General features: G+C 59.6%; 15 protein-coding genes and 1 pseudogene. 15 read left to right on the forward strand and 1 reads right to left on the reverse strand.

Annotation, left to right across the window (positions count from 1 at the left end):
• Positions 1-28 precede the first annotated feature (28 nt).
• On the reverse strand, positions 29-1,129 hold the full coding sequence (locus ACHFGA_RS04120; RefSeq protein ID WP_394281154.1) for an NAD(P)-binding domain-containing protein: 1,101 nt from the start codon (positions 1,127-1,129) through the stop codon (positions 29-31).
• A 90-nt stretch (positions 1,130-1,219) separates the two neighbouring features.
• Here ACHFGA_RS04120 and ACHFGA_RS04125 point away from each other — a divergent pair, with 90 nt between their 5' ends.
• From ACHFGA_RS04125 to ACHFGA_RS04195, 15 genes and pseudogenes are all read left to right on the forward strand, one after another.
• Positions 1,220-2,581: a sodium/glutamate symporter gene (locus tag ACHFGA_RS04125; RefSeq protein ID WP_394281155.1), complete on the forward strand. Its 1,362-nt coding sequence runs from the start codon at positions 1,220-1,222 to the stop codon at positions 2,579-2,581.
• A 151-nt stretch (positions 2,582-2,732) separates the two neighbouring features.
• The gene (locus ACHFGA_RS04130) at positions 2,733-4,193 is read left to right on the forward strand and encodes an MDR family MFS transporter (protein WP_394281156.1); all 1,461 of its coding nucleotides are present in this window, start codon (positions 2,733-2,735) and stop codon (positions 4,191-4,193) included.
• Between the two features lie 58 nt (positions 4,194-4,251).
• Positions 4,252-5,706 (forward strand): MDR family MFS transporter, encoded by a 1,455-nt coding sequence (locus ACHFGA_RS04135; RefSeq protein WP_394281157.1) that lies wholly within the window; start codon positions 4,252-4,254, stop codon positions 5,704-5,706.
• A 383-nt stretch (positions 5,707-6,089) separates the two neighbouring features.
• Positions 6,090-6,956, forward strand: a complete 867-nt coding sequence (locus ACHFGA_RS04140) for a class C sortase (protein WP_394281158.1) — start codon at positions 6,090-6,092, stop codon at positions 6,954-6,956.
• A gap of 118 nt (positions 6,957-7,074) precedes the next feature.
• Positions 7,075-8,955, forward strand: a complete 1,881-nt coding sequence (locus tag ACHFGA_RS04145) for a hypothetical protein (protein ID WP_394281159.1) — start codon at positions 7,075-7,077, stop codon at positions 8,953-8,955.
• On the forward strand, positions 8,952-10,460 hold the full coding sequence (locus tag ACHFGA_RS04150) for an LPXTG cell wall anchor domain-containing protein (protein WP_394281160.1): 1,509 nt from the start codon (positions 8,952-8,954) through the stop codon (positions 10,458-10,460). The genes ACHFGA_RS04145 and ACHFGA_RS04150 overlap by 4 nt, the downstream gene beginning before the upstream one ends.
• Positions 10,461-10,669: 209 nt before the next feature.
• The gene (clpB, locus tag ACHFGA_RS04155) at positions 10,670-13,219 is read left to right on the forward strand and encodes an ATP-dependent chaperone ClpB (protein ID WP_394281161.1); all 2,550 of its coding nucleotides are present in this window, start codon (positions 10,670-10,672) and stop codon (positions 13,217-13,219) included.
• A 58-nt stretch (positions 13,220-13,277) separates the two neighbouring features.
• Positions 13,278-13,697, forward strand: coding sequence for a DUF4265 domain-containing protein (locus ACHFGA_RS04160; protein WP_018581066.1), 420 nt, complete (start codon positions 13,278-13,280; stop codon positions 13,695-13,697).
• A gap of 19 nt (positions 13,698-13,716) precedes the next feature.
• Positions 13,717-14,556: a sulfurtransferase gene (locus tag ACHFGA_RS04165; RefSeq protein WP_394281162.1), complete on the forward strand. Its 840-nt coding sequence runs from the start codon at positions 13,717-13,719 to the stop codon at positions 14,554-14,556.
• 89 nt (positions 14,557-14,645) lie between these two features.
• Positions 14,646-15,914 carry a hypothetical protein gene (locus ACHFGA_RS04170; RefSeq protein ID WP_394281163.1) on the forward strand — a complete coding sequence of 423 codons (1,269 nt, stop codon included), beginning with the start codon at positions 14,646-14,648 and terminating at the stop codon, positions 15,912-15,914.
• A 10-nt stretch (positions 15,915-15,924) separates the two neighbouring features.
• The gene (pyrE, locus tag ACHFGA_RS04175) at positions 15,925-16,479 is read left to right on the forward strand and encodes an orotate phosphoribosyltransferase (RefSeq protein WP_394281164.1); all 555 of its coding nucleotides are present in this window, start codon (positions 15,925-15,927) and stop codon (positions 16,477-16,479) included.
• Positions 16,472-17,128, forward strand: a complete 657-nt coding sequence (locus tag ACHFGA_RS04180; protein WP_394281165.1) for a TrmH family RNA methyltransferase — start codon at positions 16,472-16,474, stop codon at positions 17,126-17,128. The genes pyrE and ACHFGA_RS04180 overlap by 8 nt, the downstream gene beginning before the upstream one ends.
• A gap of 43 nt (positions 17,129-17,171) precedes the next feature.
• Positions 17,172-18,353: a glycoside hydrolase family 76 protein gene (locus ACHFGA_RS04185; protein ID WP_394281166.1), complete on the forward strand. Its 1,182-nt coding sequence runs from the start codon at positions 17,172-17,174 to the stop codon at positions 18,351-18,353.
• Positions 18,354-18,464: 111 nt separating this feature from the next.
• Positions 18,465-19,499 carry a class II fructose-bisphosphate aldolase gene (fbaA, locus tag ACHFGA_RS04190; RefSeq protein ID WP_394281167.1) on the forward strand — a complete coding sequence of 345 codons (1,035 nt, stop codon included), beginning with the start codon at positions 18,465-18,467 and terminating at the stop codon, positions 19,497-19,499.
• A 98-nt stretch (positions 19,500-19,597) separates the two neighbouring features.
• Positions 19,598-20,006: pseudogene (locus ACHFGA_RS04195) on the forward strand (hypothetical protein); the annotation flags it as partial.

Here is a 20,006-nt window from a genome sequence, read left to right on the forward strand (position 1 = left end):
AACAATGTTAACGCGTGCAGAGGAGCGCCTATTCCACAGCCGCACGCCCCGCTTTCCGCCCAGCCCGATTCGCACCCAACGTCGACGCCGTGGAGCCATAGCCGGCCAGCAGGATTCCAGGATTGCGCTCCGGGGTAACTTCATCGGACATCGTGATCCCGCCACCAGGGTTACGCAGGCCCAGCGGCGCCAGATGCGGCACGTGCGCTCGGAAACCCGTATTCCAAAAGATCACATCCACCTTCTCTTCGTGCCCGGCCGGCAGCGGAGCCCAAGACTCCGGCACCGCCAGGTCGCTTATCGACGAATCCATCCGCCCAAAAATAACGGAATCAGAAGTGATCTGGTCGAACATTCCGCGCGAAACTAACGTGCCCGCTTCCACACCTTCTAAGTAGGTGGGGATCATCGGAATCCCAGTGTTCGCGACTACTGATCGCGGCGCTTCACCGGCAAAGGTGTTGGCGCGCACCCGCTCCTCCACTTCGAGCCCCCAGTCCGGCCTGTCATAACCAGGCTTGAAATCTGGCGGACGGCGCGTTGCCCAGAGGGTTTCGGTCACGGGCGCCAACTCCAAGAGGAACTGCACCGCCGACAAACCACCGCCGACCACGAGGGTTTTCCTGCCCGCAAAATCTTCCGCCGCGCGGTAGTGCTGGGTGTGCAATTGCTTGCCCTGGAAGTTTTCAATCCCCCGAATGTAGGGGATATAGGGGCTATCCCACGTCCCTGTGGCATTAATCACTCGGCGGGCCATGTGCTGGTCTCCCGAGTCAAGGGTGATGGTGAAGGGAGCGTCGATACGCTCCTGCGTGACCTGGCGGACGTGTGCCGGGCGGAGGACGGGCAGATCGAACTCAGCTTCGTAAGCGCCGTAGTAGTCGGCGACGAGTTGGCTGGCGGGCACGGTTGGATCGGGTCGGTCCATGGCTAGGCCGGGGAGGTCGGCGATGCCGTGGGTGTGGCCGAGGGTGAGTGAGTCCCAGCGGTGCCGCCATGCTCCGCCGGGGCCGTCGTTGGCATCGAAGATGATGAAGTTCGTATTGCCTCGGCGTTGTACCTCATGAGCTGTGGCAAGGCCTGCCTGCCCGGCGCCGATGATCACTACGTCCCACATCTTTGTTGTCATGTACTCGACTGTATCACTGTTGTGATGTGGCTAATATGCGGTAGTTTTGACTAATCACATCAGTCTTAAAAATATCGGTTGGAGGGCTCCATGGAGTACACCCCCTACGATTTCCTGATCGATTTCGGCTGGATCTCGTTACTCCTTATTATCGGTAACATTTTGCGTCGCCGTGTCAAACTTCTGCAGCAGCTGCTGTTGCCCGCCCCAATCACGGCGGGCCTGATCGGCCTATTTCTTGCCGACGAAGTACTTGGCTGGATCCACTTCTCTGAGCACATCGGTACCTACACCACACTGCTCATCGCCGTGGTCTTCGCCTCGATGGCCTACTCCATGGACATTGGCGGTTCGGTAGGCAAGGGTGCCCGCAACATGTGGGGCTTTTCCACCACCATGTTCATGTTCCAGTGGGGCATCTTCACCCTGCTGGGCATCTACCTCTTTGCGCCGGTGATGGATACGGAGAACTGGTTCGGCATGATGCTGCCGGTGGGCTTCGTCGGCGGCTTCGGTACAGCGGCGGCCGTGGGCTCCGCGCTGGAGGGCGCGGGCGCAGAGGCGGCCTCCTCGCTAGGCTTTACCTCGGCGACGATTGGCACGCTGGTGGCCATCATCGGTGGTGTGATCGTGGCCAACTGGGGCATCCGCACGGGCCGTGCCTCGGAGCTGAAGGGCGACCTGCCTGATGATCTGCGCTCCGGCTATATCGAGAAGGTGGAAGACCGCCCTTCGATTGGTAGCGCAACCACCAACCCCTCGTCGATTGAGCCACTGGCACTGCATGGCGGCGTGATCGTGTTCACCGTGTTCATCGCCTACTACGTCAACCAGTTCTTCAGCAACCTGTGGCCCAACGTGTCCATCCCACTGTTCGCGATGTCCTTTGTGATCGGCCTGCTGGGCCGCGCCGCACTGGCCATGGTGGGCAAGGATGACTACCTGGATAAGCAGACCGTGTCCACCGTCTCGGGAGCTGCAACGGACTACATGATTGCTTTCGGTATCGCCTCGATCGTGCCCGCGGCACTTGCTGACTACTGGGTGCAGCTGGTCCTCCTCTTCGTCCTAGGCACCATCTTCTGCCTGTTCTACCTGCTGGTCATGGCGCCCCTCTTCTTCGGCGAGAAGTGGTTGGAGCGCGGCCTCTTCGGTTGGGGCTGGGCAACCGCGGCCGTGGCCACCGGTATCGCCCTGCTGAAGATGGTGGACCCGAAGATGCGCTCCGGCACATTGAACGAATACGGCGTGGCCTATGTGGGCTTCGCGCCCTTTGAAATTGGCATGACCATCATCGCGCCGATTGCCGTGCTTAACGGTTTTACCGCAGGTCTGGGCTGGATCAGTACGCTCTTCGCTGCCGCGGTGATGGTGGTGGCATTTGCCCTGAAGTGGATCCCCGCCGGGGGAGGGAAACAGAAACGGGAAAGCCCCTCATCCACCGGTGATTAGACACACGTATTGACGTAGCGTGATTGATCAACGATAATCGTCACCGGAACTCGGGCTACCCACAGTGCCCGCCTTACTACCGCTGCCACGTGCGCATACTATTCGCACGGTGTTGCAGCGGTCCTTTGTTTTCATATCGGAGGATGCTCGGATGTCTTCGTCGGCAAGCAAGAAACCAGCACAACGAATGACCACGGACACCATCATGATCATCGCGGTGCTGGTGGGCACCACGTTCGTGATGATGCTCAACGAGACCGCCCTAGCCGTCGCCCTGCCAAATATCATGGCGGAGTTCGCCATTTCCGCGGGCACGGCACAGTGGTTGCTGACCGGCGTGATGCTGACCATGGCGATCATGATGCCCATGACCGGCTGGATCTTGGACCGCTTTTCGACGAGGAAAGTGTACTTCTTCGCCGTCGCGTTCTTCCTTGCGGGCTCTGTGGTTGCGGCAATCTCACCCAGTTTTGAGGTGATGCTGCTTGGCCGTGTGCTGCAAGCTGTGGGCACGGCGATCGTGATGCCGCTGCAGATGACCGTGGTGATGACCATCGTTCCACCTGCACGCCGCGGCACCGTCATGGGCGTGATCTCCATTGTGATGGCCGTGGGACCGGCACTCGGCCCCACCTTCGCCGGCACTATTATGAGTGTCTCCACTTGGCACATGATCTTCTGGATCATGGTGGTCCTCGTGGCTATCGCCGGCCTCTTCGGTGCGTGGAAACTACGCGACATCGGGGAGACGAAGAAGGCTCCGCTGGATGCGGTATCCGTGGTGCTCAGCGTGTTCGCTTTCGGTGGCCTCGTATACGGTCTGTCGTCGATCGGGGAGATCGTGGAAGGCGGCGAGGGCGCGACAATCGCGCTGACCATGTCCGCCGTCGGCGTGATCGGGCTGGCGCTGTTCGTCTGGCGTCAGATTTCTAAGGGGAAGAAGGGCGAGGCACTGCTGAACCTCGCGCCGCTGAAGATCCGCAACTTCGTCATCGCGCTCATAGTGATCATGCTGTACCAAGGCGTGCTGCTGGGGGCATCCAATATGCTGCCGCTGTACCTGCAGGGAGCACTGCTGACCACCGCCCTAGTGGCCGGCCTGGTGAACCTGCCTGGTGGCATCGTCGAAACGGTGTTGTCTCCGGTCGCCGGTGCGCTCTATGACCGCATTGGCCCGCGCCCCCTGGTCATCCCGGGCACAATTTTGGGGGCTGCGTCCCTGTTCTGGATGTCCACCGTGGACCACACCACCCCGGTGTGGCTGGTGGTGGTCATGTTCGCCGTCTTCTCCTTTGGCTTGGCGATGTCCTTGACCCCGCTGATGACCACCGCCATGAGCTCGCTTCCCGACGATATCTACTCCCACGGCTCCGCCATCTTGAACACGCTGATGCAACTGGCCGGCGCGGCCGGTACCGCGGTGATGATCACCACCTTTGACCTGGTGAGCATCGCCGGCGGTGACACGGTGGAGTCCCGCGGCCAGGGTGGTGCCTCCGCTTTCTTAATCTGCGCGGTCCTGCTTACCGTTGCCGCGGTGGCCACGTTCTTCTTGCACCGCCCTGAACTATCAGGCCACACTAAGACCATCGCTGAGGACAGCCCGCGCTAGGCGGCTGTTTTCATCTAGTCCTTATTAATACTCAGCTAATTTCCCTGGAGGTTGCCGGATGAGCACGCCTGATCCGCGTTCTCGATCCATGGCAGGGGAGACCATCCTCGTCATATCCGTTCTTGCTCTGACGACTTTCGTCATGATGCTCAATGAGACAGCGCTGTCGGTGGCGCTGCCGTCCATCATGGCGGAGTTTGATGTGACGGCCGCGGTGGCTCAGTGGTTGCTGACCGGCGTTCTGCTGACCATGGCCATCATGATGCCCATGACCGGCTGGATCCTGGACCGCTTCAGCACCCGCGCGGTCTACTTCTTCGCCGTAGTGGCCTTCCTGCTGGGCTCTGTTATCGCGGCGATCTCACCCACCTTCCCGATCCTGCTTGGCGGGCGTGTCCTCCAAGCCATCGGCACCGCGATCCTGCTTCCGCTGCAGATGACCGTGGTGATGACAGTTGTCCCACCGAAGCTCCGCGGCACCATCATGGGCGTGATTGCCATTGTCATGGCCGTCGGCCCCGCCCTGGGCCCCACCTTCGCTGGTGCGGTGATGGCGGTATCCACTTGGCACACAACCTTCTGGGTCATGGCCGTCCTCGTGGCCATCGCCGCGGCTTTTGCTGGTTGGAAGCTGCGCAACGTGGGCGAATTGAAGCGCGCCCCGCTGGATGTGCTTTCTGTTGTTCTTTCTGCCATCGCCTTCGGTGGGCTGGTCTATGGCCTGTCGTCGGTGGGGGTGCTTATCGACGGTGGCCCCGGCTCTGGTGCCGTGATCGCGATTACCGTGGCTGGTGCCGTGGGGCTGGCGTTGTTCGTGTGGCGCCAGATCGCTCTTGCACCGCGGGGCCGTGCCTTGCTGGACCTCACCCCGCTGCGGGTGGGCAACTTCGTGGTGGCGATCGTCGTCATCGTCCTTTTCCAGGCCGCGATGCTGGGAATGGCCAACACCTTGCCGCTGTATCTGCAGGGTGCGCTGCTGACCACCGCGCTGGTGGCTGGCTTGGCCTCCCTGCCGGGTGGGCTGGTTGAGACTGTGATTTCTCCGATTGCCGGTGCGCTCTATGACCGGGTGGGCCCCAGGCCGCTTGTCATTCCAGGCACCATCATCGGCGCTGGGGCGTTGCTGTGGATGGGGACTGTCGACGAGCACTCCCCGGTGTGGCTGCTGGTCACCCAGTACACGATTTTCGGCGTGGCGATGGCGCTTTCCTTAACACCCTTGATGACCACCGCTTTGTCGTCTCTTCCTGCATCGATCTATTCGCATGGATCCGCCATCTTGAATACTCTGCTTCAACTTGCTGGCGCGGCGGGGATTGCGGTGATGATCGCTATCTTTGGGTATGTCTCCGACGCTGGCGGGGGTACCCGCGCGGCCCAAGGGGAGGGCGCAGCAACGGCGTTTCTGACCTGCGGTGGCATACTGGTCATTGCTGTTATCGTTGCACTATTTCTGCGTAAACCTGAAGATCATGGCGAAGTGAAAACAGTGGAGACCACAGACCCCGCTTAAATACTCTCGTGATCAGGGGAGACTGAAGAACCTTGGAGTTGTCTTACTTTCCAGCTAAAGTATTGTGGTGTGCATGCGAAGGTGATGACTCGGCCACGAGCCTTTATGAGAGGTTTCTGCGATTTCTGTTAACAGCATCTCATAGAACCTAACGTGCGGGGGTGGCGTGCGTCCCCATTCTTATCTTCTTGCGAACGTGATTGGCTGCCCTTGATAGGCGAAAGCCAAGGATGTGTAAGTCGAGAATTCGTGGCGTGCAGCATCTGGTTGCGCGAGTGAGCAACACACGTGAACTAAAAGAAAGTTGGTGGTCCAGGATGACAAGTTCGTTGCAGTCTGCAGCTAAACAGCCCTCGCTATGACGGAGGGTAGGCCTGCCTGCATTGATTATCCTGGTCGGTCTGGCGGTGCTGCTGTACCCAGTGGTGGCTACGGTGGTAAATAACCAGGCCCAGCAACGGGTTGCGCAGTTCTATCAGTCGCAACTTGAGAACGTTCCCGAGCAAGAGCTTAATGAAGCTGTTGAACGCGCCCGGGAATATAACCGGGAGAACCAGGATGGCCCCGTCCTCGACCCCTGGTTAGAGCAGATGAGCGAAGATAACCTAGAGTATCAACGATATTTTGATCAGCTGGCGGGGATGCCCGCGATGTCGAATGTGTTCATTCCCGCCATTGACGTGCGCCTGCCTGTCTATCATGGTACGGATGAGAAAACCCTGCAGAACGGGCTAGGGCACCTGTTTGGCTCCTCTTTGCCGGTAGGCGGTGCCTCGACGCACACTGTTATTACTGGGCATACAGGATTGTCCACTGCAACACTTTTCGACGATCTTAACAAGGTCGAAGTAGGCGATTTTGTCTATCTGTCCACGTTTGGTGAGCGGATGAAATACGAGGTTCGCGATATCGAAGTTGTGTTGCCAAATGAAACAGAGAGTCTACAGGTGCAGCCAGACCGTGACCTGCTGACTTTGATTACCTGTACTCCCTACGGCATTAACACCCACCGCCTATTGGTCCACGCGGAGCGTGTCCCGATGGATCCAGAGGATGCAGAGAACTTTGACCGCTCCGGTTCCACGATCCAATGGTGGATGTGGTTACTGGTTCTGCTAGCTGTGTTGGTTGTTGTTGGGCTTGCGTGGTGGTTGTACCGCGAATCACGTGCAGCACGGTCGATGTCCGGTCCTAGACCTGATGGTGCCGACAACGATCAGCCGGATGATAGGGATGGCGGGGATGTCTAAGCGCATCTTGCTCAGTAGATCGAGACTTGTAGGTGTGGGGACTCGTTTAGTTTTATGGTTTTCAGCGCGTTGGCATCGTGGCGAGGGGAAGTGAACTGAGGACATGTTAGGAAATAGGATGACAAAGAAACGTCATGGCTGGTGGCGCCGCCTAGGCGCGTCTATTGCGGCGGTCGGTGTATTCGCTGCGTCGGGGGTTGTTGTTGCGCAGGCGCAGGATGATAGCGGGGTCGACGCGGGCACGGTTGGGTCTGAGACGGTCGATACGCCACCGTCTTCTGAAGCCTCGACAGGCGGGCTAGATGTTCCTGGTGGTGTTGAGTCAGCTCCTGACGATGGTAACGCCGAGGCGGAAGAGGGAGACATCGATGCTGCCGATTTCGCCGGCATGAATGATGTGCCTGACGTGTCCAGGATGCGGTCTCTTCCAGATACGTTTGGTCGTGCTGCTCAACAAGCATATTCAACGAAGCAATTGACGTTAGTCCCCGAGGCAAACCCCCTAGCGTACGTCGATCAGCAGGGGGCTTCAGGCGGGATTGCTCCACGGTTGCGGGTGGGTACCACAATAGGAGGCCAGCGGGATCAGACAACTATTCGTTTGACAGAGCTGGTGATTCGGTACTATCCGTCTAGTCCACAGTATGACCTCGGTGGCCCTGTCGAAGTGGTGAAAAACGGCAATGAGTTTTGCAGGGTTGGCACCGAGAACATTAAAGCAGTTGGGTATGCTCGTAATGGCAAGGTTAATCAAATCTCCGTGGATTTGAGTTCCTGCAAGCCACAAATTGGTGTGTGGGAAGGTCATAATGACCGGGTCGAGGTCTACTTCCATGGCACAGGTACGAATCCCGCCCGAGTAAACCAGAATTACACTTTTGAACTTTATGGGCAAGTACCACTCCCCCCTCCTGTGGAACCGGAAAAGGACCCAGTGGTGAAGACGTGGGTTAATGATAAACCCACGTGGGGATCAGTCACGACCACGGTGACTTCCGGCGAGAAAGATAAATCTCATGGGAGGCCGGCTCGCGTGAAGATGGAAGCCACGGTGACAAAGCCGATGGCGCTGCCTGCTGCTATCACTGCTCGCATTCAGGACCAGAATGGGTGGGATTTCGATGGTGATTCCACACCAACGATGACCATTTACAACCCTGATGGCTCAGTGCTACATAAAGCTGTACCCACGCCAGCAAAGAATTTCCCAGCCCTAGGGACGAACACAAATATGTGGGGTGGTTCTCGGTTTGCAATGCCGGCCGATTTCACGGTGCCGGAGGGGGCAAAAATCGTCGTCGAAATGGAGTTCCATTCAAGGAGTGATACCGAAGTTACGAATAGTAGTTTTGAAGGCCCCTTGGGACCGGGTGATTTGAGCATGTTCGACTATCCTGAAAAAACTGAATGGCTAACGGCACCTGTAGCTAATCCTGAATTGCCCAAGCGTTGTGGGCTTCGCATCGCCATTGTCGGAGACCAATCAAGGTCGTTGGTATACGGCGATAAAGACGGTTGGGAAGCTAGTCGTGATGCTGCTAAGGCACTTGTTGCAGGGCTTTCTGGAACGCCCACGAAGGTAGGTATCTTTAGCTTCGCTAGCCAAGCGCCAGCATCCGGAAAGGAAGGGGTCGGCACTACTTGGACTAAGGCCCCCGGCGTCGACTCAGCACGAGACGTGAATAATCAGGAAGAGTTAAAGGACATTACCTCGGCAATCGATGGATGGAATACTCGCGACCTTGCGTCAGGGGAGGGGGCTACCAACTGGGCTCATGGGCTAAAACAGCTTCAGGGTCAGAATTACGATGTCGTCTACTTCATCACCGATGGGATGCCCACATTGAGCTTCCCCAACGATGCACGCCAAGGTTTTGGTGCATTCATGGATGAACAAGCACTTAATGCAGCTATCGACGAGGCAAACAAGCTGAAAAAGCTGGTACGAGGATCGTTCCGCTCCTTGTCGGACAGCGTGCTCGAGCCGGTAATCTCGTGACCGAAGATTTGGTGTTGAAGCACGTAGGGTCGAAGAGGACTATTACCCCGGAAGAAGGTGCTTTAGCTTATACCGCTGCGGTGGGGGTCCCCGATGAAATGGCTAACCCAGGGTTGTACCCAGAATTGGACCAAACGAAATATCCGGAGTTATTTCCAGATCCGACGAGAAAGAGGGATAATTACTTCGTATTTAAAACAGCCGTCGAGACAGGAGACTACGTCGTTCAAGAATACAAGAATGGTCAATGGGTCGACGTTACTAACGACACGGCTAAGTGGACCCGTGGAGTTCGTTCCTTTAATGATATGATCTCCGATATTTCTGGGCCGAGCGATACCGTGAACATTGCTCGTTACGGCTTGTTGGCGAAGGAGATGGGGCAAATTGCGAAGAAGCTTGCCGATCTGTGTTATTTAACCAAAACATCGACCGGCGAGATCGAGCAGCTCACCGCGGACCAGGTCACCAAGGTCTGGGGGCCAGAAGCGGCGCTAAGCAATAAGGAGTCTGCCTATAAGGCCAGCTACACAGTAACGTATCACGGTGTCGGCCCCTACGGAGCTATCGTCGATACGCCTAGTCTGCCTACAGGCGCACGCCTGCTAGGTGCGAGGGTCGTTGAATGGCGCAACGAGTTCAATAATGTCATTGGTGCTAGTTGTACTGTTCCCTACGGGCAAAGCGAGTTCCGCATTGATGACTGTGCTCCGACCGATGCCGGGCCTTCAAAGTACGCTGATCTGCGGATGATCAAGGAGCTGCCGCCTAATGCGGATGGGACGACGAACATTGGATCCCATGAGTATGACGTTGAAGTGGTTTTCGCGCGCGACCCAGATGTCTACACGAAGGCATACCCGAACCCTGACGCCAATGTATGCGATGTCTCCAATGGGGATGTGGTAAATATTGCGCGCATGGGCGATCGAGAAGCAATCGCATGCGATGAGCTCCCACGGCCAGATCCTCGGGATTTGCGTCTGCGAGCACGTAAGACCGATCTTGAGGACAACGAAACGCTCCTGGATAATGCGGCCTTCGAAATCCGCTGGACCGATAATGATGGCACCGCGCATATTCAACCCCTCGTGTTTAGTGAAGGCATGTACCAAACACCTCGTTCGTTGACGACAGGTGTGAGGTATTCCCTAGTGGAGACTAAAGCTCCAACGTGGGAACGCAAGGACGGTACAGAGGTAAGCTACAACCTTTTGGTTGAGCCGATCGATTTCGTGCTTAACTGGAATGCGGATGAGGGGCGGGCGGAGATCCGTTTCTACGACGGAGACCTGCTAACGAACTCGGCACCTCTTGCGGGAATCTGGACTAATAGTAGCTGCGCTGCAGCAACGGGTGCGAAGGATGTGTGCATTCAGGTGGCTAACGTACGCGTCGGCGATCTCCCGAAAACCGGTGGAAACGGTGTCTTCGCATCGATTCTGGCCGGGTTACTGATACTGCTCGGCGGAGCGTATGCGGCACGACGTCGCTCGTTGAGCTAACAATCGCCTGAGGCCGCGCACTATCCGGTCGTTCCAGCGTGACATCGCTGGGGCGACCGGTGTTTTGCATTCGCTAACATCAACTACCACAAAATCTGATAGTTGAGTCAGGCGCGCTCAATCTTTCTTGCCTTGAGTGGAACATTATCAACTTTGATAGCGTTGGTACTAATGACAAAGAAAAAATAAACGAAAGGAATTGAGCGCACATGAGCTCGTTTAGTCCCACAGCAAAAACACAAGAGGCACTGCAGTCTGCACTGCAGACCGCCTCGGCGAAAGGTAACCCGGACATCCGTCCGGCCCACCTGCTCGCCGCAATCTTAGAACAAGAAGACGGCGTCGCAGCACCAGTTCTCAAAGCAACCGGTGTGGATGCAGAGACCGTCGCAGGAGAAGCCCGCGACTTAGTCGACTCCTACCCGACGGCGTCTGGGGCAAACATGGCCAACCCCAACTTCAACCGCGAGGCACTCAACGCCCTCACCGCCGCCCAAGAGCTGGCCGGCGAATTGGGTGACGAATACGTCTCCACTGAAGTCTTGCTAGCAGGGCTGGCAAAGGTTACCTCGGATGCCTCTGAATTACTGACCAAGCGCGGAGCTACTTATGAAGCCATCACGGCTGCTTTCCCCTCGGTACGTGGTAACCGGAAGGTGACCACCCAGGAACCGGAGGCGGAATTCCAGGCCTTAGAGAAATACTCCACGGACCTCACCGCGAGGGCCCGGGAAGGCAAGATTGACCCAGTTATCGGGCGCGACTCTGAGATCCGCCGGGTCGTGCAGGTACTGAGCCGCCGCACGAAGAACAACCCGGTGCTTATTGGCGAACCTGGCGTCGGCAAGACCGCGATCGTCGAGGGCTTAGCCCGGCGTATCGTCGCTGGCGACGTTCCAGAATCGCTGAAGGGCAAGACACTACTGTCCCTGGACCTGTCCTCCATGGTCGCGGGCGCGAAGTTCCGTGGCGAATTTGAGGAACGCCTCAAGGCGGTCCTCGAGGAGATCAAGGATTCGGATGGCCAGATCATCACGTTTATTGATGAGCTGCACACCATCGTTGGCGCCGGTGCGTCCGGCGAGGGTGCCATGGACGCCGGAAACATGATCAAGCCGATGCTCGCCCGCGGTGAACTGCGCCTTGTCGGTGCAACCACCCTGGATGAGTACCGCCAGTACATCGAAAAGGACGCCGCCCTGGAACGCCGGTTCCAGCAGGTCTACGTCGGTGAGCCCTCGGTGGAGGACACCATCGGCATACTGCGTGGCCTAAAGGAACGCTACGAAGTGCACCATGGTATCCGGATCCAGGACTCCGCCCTGGTTGCGGCCTCGGAGCTGTCGAACCGCTACATCACTAACCGCTTCCTTCCGGATAAGGCCATCGACCTGGTCGATGAGGCCGGCTCGCGCCTGCGCATGGAGATTGACTCCTCGCCACAGGAGATCGATGAGCTTGAGCGCGTAGTCCGCCGCCTCGAAATCGAGGAGATCGCCTTAGAGAAGGAGACCGATGAGGCCTCGAAGGAACGCCTCGAGCAGCTGCGACAGGATCTTGCCGACGAGCGCGAGAAACTCTCCCAGCTTCAGGCCCGGTGGGCGAATGAGAAGAGCGCGATCGACAAGGTGCAGGCCGCCCGCGAGGAGCTGGACCAGCTGCGCCAAGAATCCGAGATCGCTGAGCGCGAAGGCGACTACGGGCGCGTTTCTGAGCTGCGCTATGGGCGCATCCCAGAGCTTGAGGCGGAGCTAGAGAAGGCTGAGTCGGCCTCGGACGCCGAAGGCCACATGCTGGAAGAAGAAGTCACCCCGGAGACCATCGCGGACGTCGTGTCGGCGTGGACGGGTATCCCGGCCGGCAAGATGATGCAGGGTGAAACAGAGAAGCTGCTCAACATGGAGTCCGTGCTGGGCAACCGCGTCGTCGGCCAGAAGGAAGCCGTCCAGGCAGTCTCGGATGCGGTACGCCGCTCCCGGGCTGGCGTTGCGGACCCGAACCGCCCAACAGGTTCCTTCCTCTTCCTCGGTCCCACCGGTGTGGGCAAGACCGAGCTGGCTAAGGCACTGGCGGAGTTCCTCTTCGACGATGAGCGCGCCATGGTGCGCATCGACATGTCGGAGTATGGGGAGAAGCACTCGGTGGCCCGCCTCGTCGGTGCTCCTCCGGGATATGTCGGCTATGAGACCGGCGGCCAGCTCACCGAAGCTGTCCGACGCCGCCCCTACACCCTCGTGCTTTTCGACGAGGTAGAAAAGGCGCACCCGGATGTCTTCGATGTGTTGCTGCAGGTCTTGGACGATGGTCGTCTCACGGACGGGCAGGGTCGCACCGTGGACTTCCGCAACACGGTGATCATTCTCACCTCCAACCTGGGTGCCGGCGGCACCCGCGAGCAGATGATGGACGCCGTCAAGCACACCTTCAAGCCGGAGTTCATTAACCGCCTCGACGATGTGGTGATCTTCGAGCCGCTCTCGCAAGAGCTACTGCGCGGCATCGTCGATATCCAGATCGGTGACCTGCAGGACCGCCTCGCGGAGCGTCGCTTGACCTTGAAGGTCTCGGACTCTGCGAAGTCCTGGTTGGCCGATCGCGGTTATGACCCGGACTACGGCGCACGTCCGCTGCGTCGCCTCATCCAGCAGGCCATTGGCGATCGCCTGGCCAAGAAGTTGCTGGCCGGTGACGTCGTCGACGGGGACACAGTCCACGTGGATGTGGAAGACGGCGGCGAGGCACTGTCCATCAGCGCCTAAAGACGAAGAAACGACAGCTGTCTTCGTCGGAAAGTGATACTCGGTCTACGATGGTGGAATGACTTCGCCGACCACGACCATCGTGACCCGGGTGCCCATCCCCGGCATTAACAACGAGGAGCTTGCAGCACATGACCTCGGCGGTGGCCACTTCGTTGTGGCAAGCGTGCCGTTTGTGGATACCACCTTGGCGGTAGGAGACATCGTCGAATGCGTCCGCGTCGGCGGCCAGTACCACGTCAACCAGGTCGTGGTCCGTGGCGGCGCGTCGACGGTGCGCATCCTGCCCAACGGACCCGATGACATCGCCGGCACCCTCCTTGCCTTCGGGTGCCGCGTCGAGATCGGCCCGGGCGGCATGCTCGCGGCCTCGATCGGCGCGGACTGCCCGCAGGAGGGGATCCAGGAGTGGCTTGAATCGCTTGTCGACGAAGGCGTGATCCAAGTAGCTCCTGGGTATACGGCGGGAACAGCTTAAAGCACTTACACTTGGTGCTATGAACGTCTTCATTTCAGCAGACACCCTCAACGATTACATCCGCAACGGCAAGAAGCTGACCATTCTGGCCTCCCTGTGGAGCCCGAAGGAAGGTGGCGCGGCCGCGAAGTTCCAGTCGCACCACATCCCCACATCTGTTTTCTGTCACGTGGCCTTCTCCCTGGCAGGCCTGCCGGGCTCGGGCGCGGGGCGCAACCCCATGCCGCCGGTGGAAAACCTCGAAGAGTCCTTCCGTGTGTGGGGCCTGGAGAAGAACCGCCCCGTCGTCGTGTATGACGAAGGAAATAACGTCTATGCGGCGCGCGCGTGGTGGACCCTGCGGTGGGCGGGCGTGGAAGACGTGCGCATCCTCGACGGTGGCCTGCGCGAATGGGACCGCCTCGGCTACGACACCATCGCCGGCCCCGGCAATATCGTCGTAGGCTCGGACATGGAGGTCCAGCCCAACACCCTGCCTACGGCGACGATGCAGGACGTACGCGAATTCGATGGCATGCTCCTCGACGCCCGCAATGAGTCTCGCTTCGCTGGCCGCCGCGAGATCCTTGACCTGAAGTCCGGCCACATCCCCGGCGCGGTGAACATCCCGATGCCGGACCTCTTCGACGACCAAATGCGCGTGAAGCCCGAAGACGAGATCCGCGACAAGTTTGCGGAGTTCGGCATCACACAAAATACCGACCCAGCATCCGTGATTACCTACTCTGGTTCGGGCAACCACTCCTCGTCGTTGCTTGCCGTGATGGCGCATGCTGGCCTGCCGATCATCACCCACTACGTGGAGGGCTGGTCCCAGTGGGCCGCCAACGTAGAGAACAAAGTGGCCCGCAACATCTAGGCCGCACGTGACTGCCCGGCCCGAACCGCGCACAAGGTTATGTTGCGCGGTTCATGCCTTGGGCGGTTCAGGCACTAGAGTTTCTACTGATGGCATACATAGCGCTTATTATTGCAGTGCTCGCTCTGATCGGAGCGGGCGTTTTGTTGTACCTAGGCCAAAAGCAGGCCAAGCAGGCCAAGCGGACTGAGCCTGCACAGCCTGCTGAGCCGGTGCTTCACGACGAGGGCCCTGTCGAGCCCGAACCGGAACCGGAGCCGGTGCCAGAGCCAGCTCCTATTTCAGAACCTGATCCAGCGCCTGAACCGGTGGCTGAACCCGAACCGGAGCCAATCCCAGAACCCGAACCGGAGCCGGAACCGGAGCCCGAGCCAGTTCCGGAACCTGAGCCAGCACCTGACCCTGAGCCGGTGGTCGAGCCAGAATCCGCTCCCGAGACAGAACCCGAACCGGAAACCACTCCCGAGCCGGAGCCGGAACCCAAACCCGCACCGCGCCCGATGCGGCGTTCAGGCCTGCAACTTCCAGGCTCAACGCGCCGGGAGCGGCGCGGGTGGGCGGAGCAGCGCGAATTCGAGTTCCGCCGCAGCGATGAGTACCTGATCGACGAATGGTCCCGCGGGGCAGCTGCGTCGGGTGCGGCTGCGAAAGATATCGTGCAAGGATTCGTCTACGGCCATGAGATGCTGCTGATGGATCTCGGCGGCGTCAACACGATGGCCATGCGCACCGGTGTGGTCAGCGATGTCGTCGTCGATATGCGCCGCGACGGTTTCCACGCCTCAGCCTCACATGACCTGCTCGAAGTGATGAGCATCGAGGGCTTCACCATCTATGCCACAGAGGTCGGCCCGGCGGAAAGAATGATCGACGACCGCGTGGTCACCGCCCTAGAGAACCTGCCCGAGGCGGTCACTGCCGTGTGGTTCGAAAGCGATTGGGTGCTCGCGCAAACCCAACGCGGCTCCACCCCGGAGGACTGGGACGCGATGCTGGCACCGCTCGGCCTGCTAGCCGATGCGGCGCGCGTCCTGCCCCCGCAAACGTGGCAGAAGCTCGAGTTTGAGTACCCCACGCGCGAGATGGGGGAGCCGGTCAGTATCGCCCCGGAGCCCCAGGAGGAGACCGCGGAGGATCTCGTCCCGCATGTGGTGCGACCGGAGGAGCCTTTGGAACTGCCCACGCGCATGACGGGTGCGGTGCGCGGTGTGATGGAGCCCCGCTCGCTGGGCGCGGATGAGGTTGAGGCGATCGCCGACGGCCACGACAAGCCCATCCAGAACGACGGCACCCGCGCCACACGTGAGCTGAAACCGCCGAGCATTTTCGACGACCGCACCGACACTCCCACCGACTAGTATTGATCGCATGGCTGAAACACAGATCGATCAACAGGCGAAGGCCGAACTGGCGGAGCTAGTCAAGGAACTAGCGGTTGTGCATGGGAAGGTGACGCTGTCGTCGGGCAAAGAAGCCGATTACTACGTTGACCTGCGCCGGGCCACGCTGCACCACAAGGCATCGCGTCTGATTGGGCAGCTGCTGCGCGAGCTCACCGCGGACTTGGACTACGTCGCCGTCGGCGGCCTGACCCTGGGCGCGGACCCAGTGGCTGCCGCCGTCATGCATGCGGACGGCGCCCCGGTGGATGCGTTCGTCGTACGCAAGGAAGCCAAGAAGCACGGCATGCAGCGCCGCGTGGAGGGCCCGTCGATCGTCGGCAAGCGTGTGCTCGTCGTGGAAGATACGACGACCACGGGCAATTCGCCGCTCACCGCGGTGGAGGCCGTGCGCGAAGAGGGCGCTGAGGTCGTTGCGGTGGCCACGGTGGTGGATCGCGCGACGGGTGCGGACGCCGTCCTGGCCGACGCCGGGCTGGAGTACCGCTACCTGCTTGGCCTGGAGGATCTTGGGCTTGCTTAACGACGAGCAGCCGGGCCCCACCGAATGGGGCGAGGGCAGGCATGGTGTGGGGCCGTGGGCCGGTGAGTGGCCGACAGATCCGCGTTACGACGAGGAACTCTTGCGCGAAGGTGACACCCGGAATGTGGTGGATGCCTACAGGTACTGGACGCGCGAGGCCATCGTGGCGGACATCGACAAGCGCCGGCACCCGCTGCACATCGCGATTGAAAACTTCGAAAATGATGCCAATATTGGCACGGTGGTGCGCACCGCGAATGCTTTTGCGGTGGACACGGTACACATCGTCGGCAGGCGGCGGTGGAATCGTCGCGGGGCGATGGTCACTGACCGCTACCAGCACCTAGAACACCATCCTGATATTGCTGAGCTGGTGCAATGGTGCGTGGAGCGGGATCTGCCGATCGTGGCGATCGACAATACGTCAGGTAGTATCCCGCTGGAAACCGCTTCATTGCCAGAGAAATGTATGCTGGTGTTTGGTCAAGAAGGGCCGGGGGTCACCGCCGAGGCACAGGGTGCCGCGGTGATGACGTGCTCGATCGCCCAATTCGGGTCAACTCGCTCGATCAACGCTGGTGTCGCTGCCGGGATTGCGATGCATACGTGGATTCGTCAGCACGCGGACCTGAAACATTCGTGGTCTTAAAACAGATAGTTAGACTGTTGAGCATCTACCAGCAAGGAGAACCGTGCCAGAGACCTGGGCGCACCGCGCCGATCTAGCTGAAGCAGCCATCACCGAGCGCCATGCCACCCGTTTGTGGGGGATTCCGCGCACCAACCTAGCAATGGTCAGCTGGCCGCCCACCAACAAGGAACGCCTTTTCGTCCACTGGCACTACTGGTGGCAGGCGCACTATCTGGATTGCCAGGTCGATGCGACGCTGCGCCGCGACACGAAAACTCGTCGCAAACGCATCGGGCACACCATCCGCGGCATCAAGATCCGCAACCTGGGCAAGCTGAAGAATAACCGCTATTACGACGACAAGGCGTGGCTGGCGCTGGCGCTGGACCGGGTGGCGCACTTGGACAAGTTCAAGCGCGGCAAGCAGCTGGACAGCCTGGAGTTCAACTTGCTGGCCGGGATTGATTCCTTGACGGGCGTGTTGCCGTGGCGCAGCGGGGAAACGTTTTTCAACGTACCTTCGAATGGGCCTTCGGCCATCATGATGGCGCGCACGGGGCGCGTGGACCAGGCCCGCCAGATCGTGGACTGGATCTACGACAACCTGATGGCGGACAACGGCCTAGTCATGGACGGGGTGCGGATGCGCATGCACGGCCCCGAGTTAGTGACCATCCCGTACACCTACAACCAGGGCGTTTTGCTGGGGGCCTCGCTGGAGATCGTGCTGGCGCTGCGTGAGGCCGCCGGTTTAAGCGACGACGAGGCGATCGACTCCTACGACGAGGCCGATACTGCCAGCGATTCCATGCAGTATGTCACCCACATCCGTTCCCTGGTGCAGTCGATCGCGCTGCACATGGCGTCGCCACAGTCCGTGATTTTGGGCGGCGGCGACGGCGATGGCGGCCTGTTCAAAGGCATCCTCGCCCGCTACTTGGCCGATATTGCGGTGCGACTGCCTGCAGATTCCCCGACGAATATCGCCACGCGTAAGGTTGCTCGTCGTTTAGTGCTGGCCAGTGCGGAATCGGTGTGGAACCACCGCCTCGAGGTCGACGGCTTGCCGGTGTTTTCCTCCGACTGGACGAAGGATGCCCGACTGCCGCACAACTACGGCATGGGCCCGTCCACTGTCAGTGAGGCGATCGGGCTGGTGCGTATCGACGAGCGCGACTTGTCCGTGCAACTCTCCGGCTGGATGCTGCTCGAAGCTGCCGCGCGAGTGGAGGGCCAGAAGTAGGTCGCAACTATGGCGTAGATATCACTTTGCGGATTGACGGGCATAGAGGGCGAAAAGAGGGCATACTGGGGGTGTATCCCAATTTCGCGAAAATGGAGGAAATCAAAGCATATGCCTATCGCAACTCCCGAGGTCTACAACGAAATGCTCGACAGGGCGAAGGCGGGTGGCTATGCCTTCCCAGCCATCAACTGCACCTCGTCTGAGACCATCAATGCTGCGCTGAAGGGCTTCGCTGAGGCGGAGTCGGACGGCATCATCCAGTTCTCCACCGGCGGTGCTGAGTTCGGCTCTGGCCTGGCAGTGAAGAACAAGGTCGCTGGCGCTCAGGCCCTGGCTGCTTTCGCACACGAGGCCGCGAAGCACTACGGTATCAACGTCGCCCTGCACACCGACCACTGCCAGAAGGAAGTTCTGGACGAGTACGTGCGTCCTTTGATCCAGATCTCCCAGGAGCGCGTGGACCGTGGCGAGCTGCCGCTGTTCCAGTCCCACATGTGGGATGGCTCCGCTGTTCCTATCGACGAGAACCTTGAGATCGCCCAGGAACTGCTGGAAAAGGCACGCAACGCGAACATCATCCTGGAGATTGAGATCGGTGTCGTCGGTGGCGAAGAGGATGGCGTTGAGGCAAAGGCCGGCGCTAACCTGTACACCACCAAGGAAGACTTCGAGAAGACCATCGACGCCATCGGCACTGGCGAGAACGGCCGCTACCTGCTGGCAGCAACCTTCGGCAACGTGCACGGTGTGTACAAGCCAGGAAACGTGAAGCTGAAGCCAGAGGTGCTGAAGATGGGCCAGGAGACCGCAGTGGAGAAGCTGGGTCTTGAGCCAGGCTCGCAGCCATTCGACTTCGTCTTCCACGGTGGCTCCGGCTCCGAGAAGGAGAAGATTGAAGAGGCGCTGTCCTACGGCACCATCAAGATGAACGTAGACACGGACACCCAGTACGCGTTCACCCGCCCAGTCGTGTCCCACATGTTCGAAAACTACAACGGTGTGCTCAAGATCGACGGCGAAGTGGGCAACAAGAAGGTTTATGACCCACGCTCCTACATGAAGAAGGCGGAGCAGTCCATGTCCGAGCGCGTCATCGAGGCATGCAACGACCTGCACTCCGCAGGCAAGTCCGTTTCCAAGTAGTCCATACAAACGGCAACTTTTTCACCGGTTTTCCTGCCCATTGTTGGCGGGGAGGCCGGTTCTTTCTTGAGCGTCTTTCTGCCAGTACAGTGAGGGGTATGTTTCGTCGTAAAGCGTCAGCGGTTGGTGCGGTGGTGATGGCAGTGGCTCTGGGCTTGCCGTCGGCAGGTGCACAATCGGATGAACAAGAAGTGGTCCCAGGCTGGAATATCATCGGCGAGGAAGAAATGGGCGCGCTCAAGCCTACGGCCAAGGCGAATGTGTGTGGACCGCTCAAGCCAGGGCAGGCGACGGCCTATGACTTCACTTTTCAGCCCGGCTTGCCCAAGGAGGACCGGGGTGACTGGACCGCGCAAACATGGGCCACCGTGGTGCTGTGCGAAGACCCAGACGTGCCCTTTGATCGAGCGCCTACAGCTGAGGACTTCACCTGGACTGGTGGCACCGTCCACCACGTAGAAATAGAACCGGGGCGCACGCCGGGGTGCTGGGTGGCGATGTTCGGCC

Source organism: Corynebacterium sp. (assembly GCF_043426755.1).
Classification (GTDB): Bacteria; Actinomycetota; Actinomycetes; order Mycobacteriales; family Mycobacteriaceae; genus Corynebacterium.

Excerpts from the sequence above, each read along its gene's own strand:
- ACHFGA_RS04120 (WP_394281154.1), bottom strand. The coding sequence starts at position 1,129 with ATGACAACAAAGATGTGGGACGTAGTGATCATCGGCGCCGGGCAGGCA.
- ACHFGA_RS04125 (WP_394281155.1), top strand. The coding sequence starts at position 1,220 with ATGGAGTACACCCCCTACGATTTCCTGATCGATTTCGGCTGGATCTCG.
- ACHFGA_RS04130 (WP_394281156.1), top strand. The coding sequence starts at position 2,733 with ATGTCTTCGTCGGCAAGCAAGAAACCAGCACAACGAATGACCACGGAC.
- ACHFGA_RS04135 (WP_394281157.1), top strand. The coding sequence starts at position 4,252 with ATGAGCACGCCTGATCCGCGTTCTCGATCCATGGCAGGGGAGACCATC.
- ACHFGA_RS04145 (WP_394281159.1), top strand. The coding sequence starts at position 7,075 with ATGACAAAGAAACGTCATGGCTGGTGGCGCCGCCTAGGCGCGTCTATT.
- clpB (WP_394281161.1), top strand. The coding sequence starts at position 10,670 with ATGAGCTCGTTTAGTCCCACAGCAAAAACACAAGAGGCACTGCAGTCT.
- ACHFGA_RS04160 (WP_018581066.1), top strand. The coding sequence starts at position 13,278 with ATGACTTCGCCGACCACGACCATCGTGACCCGGGTGCCCATCCCCGGC.
- ACHFGA_RS04165 (WP_394281162.1), top strand. The coding sequence starts at position 13,717 with ATGAACGTCTTCATTTCAGCAGACACCCTCAACGATTACATCCGCAAC.
- ACHFGA_RS04170 (WP_394281163.1), top strand. The coding sequence starts at position 14,646 with ATGGCATACATAGCGCTTATTATTGCAGTGCTCGCTCTGATCGGAGCG.
- pyrE (WP_394281164.1), top strand. The coding sequence starts at position 15,925 with ATGGCTGAAACACAGATCGATCAACAGGCGAAGGCCGAACTGGCGGAG.
- fbaA (WP_394281167.1), top strand. The coding sequence starts at position 18,465 with ATGCCTATCGCAACTCCCGAGGTCTACAACGAAATGCTCGACAGGGCG.